Origin of the sequence: Rhabdonatronobacter sediminivivens, from assembly GCF_013415485.1 — a bacterium.
In the GTDB taxonomy this organism is placed as follows: domain Bacteria; phylum Pseudomonadota; class Alphaproteobacteria; order Rhodobacterales; family Rhodobacteraceae; genus Rhabdonatronobacter; species Rhabdonatronobacter sediminivivens.
Window position 1 is genome coordinate 1 of record NZ_JACBXS010000082.1, and the last position, 5,679, is coordinate 5,679.

6 protein-coding genes and 1 pseudogene are annotated in these 5,679 nt (G+C 63.6%); 3 read left to right on the top strand and 4 right to left on the bottom strand.

Annotated features, from left to right (window positions below):
- From HUK65_RS17875 to HUK65_RS17885, 3 genes and pseudogenes are all read left to right on the top strand, one after another.
- Window positions 1–599: pseudogene (locus HUK65_RS17875) on the top strand (transposase); the annotation flags it as partial.
- On the top strand, window positions 596–865 hold the full coding sequence (locus tag HUK65_RS17880) for a hypothetical protein (RefSeq protein WP_179907617.1): 270 nt from the start codon (window positions 596–598) through the stop codon (window positions 863–865). The pseudogene HUK65_RS17875 and the gene HUK65_RS17880, both read left to right, overlap by 4 nt.
- A gap of 174 nt (window positions 866–1,039) precedes the next feature.
- On the top strand, window positions 1,040–2,137 hold the full coding sequence (locus HUK65_RS17885; RefSeq protein WP_235442254.1) for a baeRF3 domain-containing protein: 1,098 nt from the start codon (window positions 1,040–1,042) through the stop codon (window positions 2,135–2,137).
- Window positions 2,138–2,520: 383 nt separating this feature from the next.
- Here HUK65_RS17885 and HUK65_RS17890 read toward each other — a convergent pair whose 3' ends face one another.
- Genes HUK65_RS17890 through HUK65_RS17905 form a run of 4 tightly spaced genes read right to left on the bottom strand, consistent with a single transcriptional unit; the run spans window position 2,521 to window position 5,500 of the window.
- Window positions 2,521–4,008, bottom strand: a complete 1,488-nt coding sequence (locus HUK65_RS17890) for a VCBS domain-containing protein (protein WP_179907618.1) — start codon at window positions 4,006–4,008, stop codon at window positions 2,521–2,523.
- A complete protein-coding gene (locus tag HUK65_RS17895; protein ID WP_235442255.1) occupies window positions 3,942–4,844 on the bottom strand; it encodes a type II toxin-antitoxin system HipA family toxin in 903 nt (300 codons plus the stop codon). The genes HUK65_RS17890 and HUK65_RS17895 overlap by 67 nt, the downstream gene beginning before the upstream one ends.
- Before the next feature lie 18 nt (window positions 4,845–4,862).
- The gene (locus HUK65_RS17900) at window positions 4,863–5,360 is read right to left on the bottom strand and encodes a HipA N-terminal domain-containing protein (RefSeq protein ID WP_179907620.1); all 498 of its coding nucleotides are present in this window, start codon (window positions 5,358–5,360) and stop codon (window positions 4,863–4,865) included.
- A complete protein-coding gene (locus tag HUK65_RS17905; RefSeq protein ID WP_179907621.1) occupies window positions 5,357–5,500 on the bottom strand; it encodes a hypothetical protein in 144 nt (47 codons plus the stop codon). Before HUK65_RS17905 ends, HUK65_RS17900 begins: the two co-directional genes overlap by 4 nt.
- Window positions 5,501–5,679: the final 179 nt, after the last annotated feature.

The following is a 5,679-nucleotide window of genomic DNA, read 5'->3' on the forward strand; positions in this document are numbered from 1 at the left end:
ATTCCTCGACGATCTCGACACCAGGGGCCTGAAGCGGCCCGAATTCGTGATTGTCGACGGAGCCCCAGGCCTCGAGGCCGCTCTGGTGGCGCTGTGGGGTGACGACCTGCCGATCCAGCGCTGCACGGTTCACAAGCATCGAAACCTGCTGGCTCACGCGCCGAAGCACATGCACGAGGAGCTGGGCAACGACTACCGCGACATGATCTATGCCGACACCGCAGCCGAGGTGGAAACGCGCCGCAAGGTTTTTCTACGCAAATGGCGACTGAAGTGCATTCGCAATTGTCGCTCGGACCAATGGCGCGACATGGCTCATCGTCGCCGATAGCCTGGAAGAGGCCGGGGATCGCCTCTTCACCTTCACCCGCCTCGATCCGTCGCAATGGAAGGCAGCGCGGACGACGAATGCTATAGAGCGTTTGAACGAGGAGTTCCGCCGCCGGATCAAGACCCAGGCTGCGCTGCCCTGCGCCGAAACCGTGCCGATGCTCCTCTGGGCTCTGCTCGCCTCCGGCCAGATCACCATGCGCAAGGTCGATGGATGGCAAACCCTCGACAAGCCGATCGAGCCCATGACCCTTGACCTCGCCGCTTGATCACGCGCAAATCAATCCGCTCGGAGGACGTCTTCGGAGAATTTCCACCACTTTCGAGACACAACCGGGGAAGCGACGACCAGCGTTGCATGATTGAAGTGCGCCCCACTGGGCAATCGCCGATGGCGGTCACCCATCAGGGCCCCTCCATTCATGAGACCAGCGCCGGGGCACTGCAGAAGATGCTCAGCAAACTGCAAAGCAGTATGGGTCGCCGGGACAACACCAAGGGCGGCCATTCGATACGCGACCTCGACCTGCTCTGATCGCTGCTCTGATCGGGCGGCCTCGTGCGGCAACGACCCTGTGACAAGATACGAGGACGAAAAATGTTTTCCAGAGCTGACCTGAGCACCCTGATCGAGGCCGCGCCGGATATCGCAATGTCGCTTTATCTTCCGACGCAGACGCATGGTCGAGAGACCAAACAGAACCCTATCATGCTGAAGAACCTTCTCAGGCAAGCCGCCGACGCACTTGCCGAACGGAACATGGGGGAACGCGAGGTCGAGACGTTTCTGGCACCGGCAGCGCAGCTGGTCGAGGATTATGACTTCTGGCAATATCAGGATCTGGGGCTGGCGATCTTCCTGTCCGATGCCGGGATCGAGATGCACAAGTTGCCGATCCCCGTGCCCGAACTTGCCATCATCGGACCCGGCTTTCACATCGCTCCGTTGCTGCCCTTGCAGGAACAGGATGCGGTCTTTGTGATACTGACCATGACAGCAGAAGCGGCCCGGGTCTGGCAGGCAACCCGGTTCGGTTTGACGGCAGTGGACGTTGCCGAACTGCCGCGCAGCATCGAGTCGCTGGACGAAGCGCCGGATCATGAAGGGTCGCTTCAATCCCACGGCTTCGGGCGGCCCAACACCGGCGGTGAAAACATGCCAAAGACGCAGGCCTATGGCGACAGCCCGGAGGAATGGCGCAAGGGGCGGCTGGTCGAATTCGCGCTGCGGGCTGGGACTGCACTGGCCGCGCATCTGGCGGGCGACCCGAAGCCGGTCGTTGTGGTGGCCGATGCGGCAATCGGCGGCCATGTGCGCAACAACGTGGCACTGGCGCCTCTGGTCGCCGGCTTTGTCGAGATCAATCCCGCTACGCTGGACGAGGCTGGACTTCTAGCCACCGCTTCCGTTGTGATGCAGCCCCTTCACGACAAGGCTTTGGGCATCGCGCTTGGGCATCTGGACGCCCTTCTCGGCCGAGGGGATGCAACGGCCTGCATCAACCCGGCACATATCATCACGGCCGCGCGAGACGGCAGGGTCGACCAGCTTTTCATAGCGCGGGACGTCGTTCTCCGGGGAACGCTCGATCCAGAAACCGGGGCAGCACCGGTCACGGACGGAGCCAAGGCCGGATCGCTCGATCTGCTCGACAAGGCCGCGCAGATGGTCTTGGGCAGTGGCGGGGTCGTGTGGATGGTTGCAGCGGATCGTTTGCAGGAAGGCACCGCGATGGCGGCGATCCTGCGCTACCTGGCGCCCAGCCAGTCGGATCCGGGAGGTGCGTTGCACTCGAACAGTTCCTGATCACTGCGTCACAGGTCGATAGCTCGCTGACCGCGTTTAACCGGCGTCGGTCAGCTCTCTGCCCAATCCATCGTCAGCCCTTTCATCCCTGCCGCCACACCTCAAACCGGAGCAGGCATAGCATGGATACGGCTGCGGGCAATGCTGCGTTTAGGAGGGGATACGGCTCTGGTGGAGTCTGCAGCCGAGCGGATTCGGGGCTGGCGGCGCCCTGCCACATGGACTCGGCTGGCGACCAGGCTGGGACGCACTGTGCGGAATTTTCCACATCGCAGGGTGCCACCGAGACTGTCGAAACAGCGCACTGACGGACGTGCTGAATCCTCCGGGGATAATACAAAACGCAAACGAACACGTCTCGCACGCTTAGGGCATCAAGGCGCTCAGGCATACTCCTGCATATTGCCCAGCAGGATTCCAATCATGTTGAATTCGGTCAGGCCAGACACGAGCGGATCGATGCGGACGCCGGTTTCAACACCTGTATTGGTGCGGTCGATGTCCGACAGATCGGCTTCGGCATCGAGGAAGATCCAGCGGGGCTGGTGCACGCTTTCCAGCCTGACCGCCGCGCGCAATACATCAAGCGCATCAGCTGCTGTCACCCGACCGTCCTGATCGATATCGGCGGCGATGAAATCCATTGGCCGCGACATCCCCCAGCTTGGCGCAAGCCCGACGGCCAGGCGCAGAACGTCCAGCGCATCGCTCGCGGACAACCTGCCATCCGTCACCGGATCGTAGTCGCGCGTCGCATCAAGGTGGCCGGACAGGCCCCTGCCGAGTATCAGGCCGAAGTTACCAGACGCATCGCTGGAAGCGCCACGCGCGTCGCCCCCGGCGGAGGTAAAGACGACCTCTGCCCCTTCGATAGCCTGATTGGCACGATCGCTCAGAAATCCCTGCAGCAGGACTGTCGCGTCAGGGTCGAGCGTGCGCACGCCGGTGCCTTCGACGGTGACTTCGATGGTCTCGGTTGCGGTGCCGTCAAGACTGGTCACCGTCAGCGTGTCGGTGACCCGCGCGCCCGCTGACAGGGACTGCACCACCTCGGCCTCGCTATCGAGCGTGTAAGTCCATGCACCGGTGTCAGGGCTGAAGGTAAAGCTGCCGAAATTGCCCGCCAGCGCCTCAGAGTCGAGATCAGCGAACCGGTCCTCGCCCGCATCCGGGTCAGTGATACTCAGCACGCCCGTTGCGACCTGACGCACGGGGTCGTCCTCGATCACGGCGCCGGTGGTCGTTCCCGTGATGCTGGCGGGGTCGTTGACGCCGGTGACCGTGACCGTGATCGTCTCGGAGGCGGTGCCGTCAAGACTGGTCACCGTCAGTGTGTCGGTGACCCGCGCGTCCTGGGGCAGCGCCTGGACAGCCGTTGCATCGTTATGGAGCCTGTAGCTCCAGGCGCCGGTCTGGGCATCGAAGTCGAACGCGCCGAAACTGCCTGTCAGCGCTGCCAGGTCGGGGTCGGCGAAACGGTCCTCGCCCGCGTCGGGATCAGTCACGATCAGCACGCCGTTGGCCTGCTGGCGATCCGAGTCGTCCTCGACCACCAGTCCGGATGTGTCGCCCGCGATGCTGGCAGGGTCGTTCGTGCGCTCGAAGGTAATGTCGAACGATGTGCCGAACCCCAGCGCGTCCAGATCAGCCTTCTGAACTACAGTCTCGCGACCATCTACGTCCCGGAGCGATACGCTGGTAATTGCGACCGGGCCTGCAAAGTTGTTAACGTTGGAACTGTAGAATGTTGCGGTAGCCTCTGAGGTGCCATCTGCCCAGGCGTCAAACGGAGGCGTGCTGAAACTCAGGAAGGGCGCTCCAATACCTGTGAAAATCCCGTAAGATAGGTTCCGATCGAAGCCGATGACCACCTGTTGGGTAGGTCTGATACAGTGCTGACATCGGTCACATGAGTTCCTGCCGGGGACGGATCAGAGCACCCACGGTTGCGCAATCTGACAACTCCCATATCGCCGATACTACCAGTTCCTTGCCCTACCCAACGCCTCCGCAATCTGCCGGGCCAGTTTCGGCGGAAGCTCGACCAGTTGCGCATGGCAACCCCACCCCACCCCGCCACGGCCACGCCCATCTGATCGACGATTTCACCGACCCGGTTCGGACTGATCCCGGCATTCACCGCCACAGCATAGATCTGCACGCGCCCCGGTCTGCGGCCTTCACCAGCGATCAGCAGCGTGTGCTCGCCGCCAAGACCACGGCTGAAGCTCAGGTCATAGGCAGGAGAAAGTCGCCAGTTGCCGGTGCGGTCCATCAGGAAGGCGTGGTTCTTCAGGTGGTCGTCGCGGTTCAGCATGCGGATGTTGAAGACCATCCGGCGGAACATCTCCTCCACCGCGCGCTGGTCGCGGGTCATGACGCGCACGAGTTTCAGCAGATCGACATAGTCCAGCGTCGCGCTGCGGAAGTCCACATCCAGCAAGGCGGCGACGGTCTGCATGTGCAGGCGCACATTGCCGTCGCGGTCGAAGCGGTCGGTGACGAAGAACGGCTCGCCCGAGCTTGCGCGCAGCACCTGGACAGGCGCCATTTCGATCCCGGCCGTGCGTGCCATGGCGGCATAGGCGGCTTCCGCCTCGACCGCGCCGACCGCATCATCCACAGTTCGGCGCTTGACCAGGACATGCCGCCAACCCGGTTCCCAGTCCAGCCGGTGACTACGCAGCCGCGTGCCATCTTGTGACATCTGAGCGACGAATTTCGGTCATGCCACCTGCGATCCGCCCGCCATGGCGCGCAGACGCTCCAGATCATCTGCAGCAACACTAGTTCCGACCTCGGGCACCAGCCGGTCGAACCAGTCGAGATCAATCGCGTCCAGCGGCTCCGGGTCATCGGCGGGCTGGTAGATCAGCGCGCCCATGCCATCCGTGCCGACCAGGGCGAGCCGGTCGAGATCGGTGACGTCGACCAGAGTGCGACCACGAGCAGCCAGCTCCCGGTCGATCAGCAGCCGTCCCCAGCCGGCGGGCAGGCTGTCGCCGAAGAGACCGGGGAGGTCGCCGAAGCCCCGCCCACGCGGGCGCAGGAGGCTGTCGTGGCGCTTAACCAGCGGCGGGCTGACCGGCCGCGGATCGACGGCGAAGCCCTGGGCCCATTCCGCCACGACATGACGCTGCGCGGCATCCCCGCCGAGCTGCGCGACTGCGTGCGCGTCACCCTCGCCGAAATCCAGCGCGACGTTCAGCCTGCGCGCGCTCATCGCCTTGCCTTTGGTCGGGCGCGTTTCGGGAGCCTCGCCCGCGCCTCGACCTCGTCGAGCGTGCGCGCCTCCGACAGCGGGAACAGTGCGCGGAAGGCATCCAGCGCATCGAGCGCATCGGCAACGGCCAACAGCGACACCTGGCCAGCTGCTCTAACCGCTTCAGCGTGCCCAGCGGCACCCCGAGCGTGCGGCCAGATTGTCCTGGCTAGGTCTTGACGGCTCTCGCTTTTTGGGGCGCACTAGTGTTCGTCACCTGACGCAAGATTCCCAACGGCTGCAGGGTGTGTCATACCTTGGGCATGAGACGCTCCGACAT

What these genes read in the sequence shown, in the direction of transcription:
- HUK65_RS17885 (WP_235442254.1), top strand. Translation starts at nt 1,040, where the DNA reads ATGCTGAAGAACCTTCTCAGGCAAGCCGCCGACGCACTTGCCGAACGG.
- HUK65_RS17895 (WP_235442255.1), bottom strand. Translation starts at nt 4,844, where the DNA reads ATGTCACAAGATGGCACGCGGCTGCGTAGTCACCGGCTGGACTGGGAA.
- HUK65_RS17900 (WP_179907620.1), bottom strand. Translation starts at nt 5,360, where the DNA reads ATGAGCGCGCGCAGGCTGAACGTCGCGCTGGATTTCGGCGAGGGTGAC.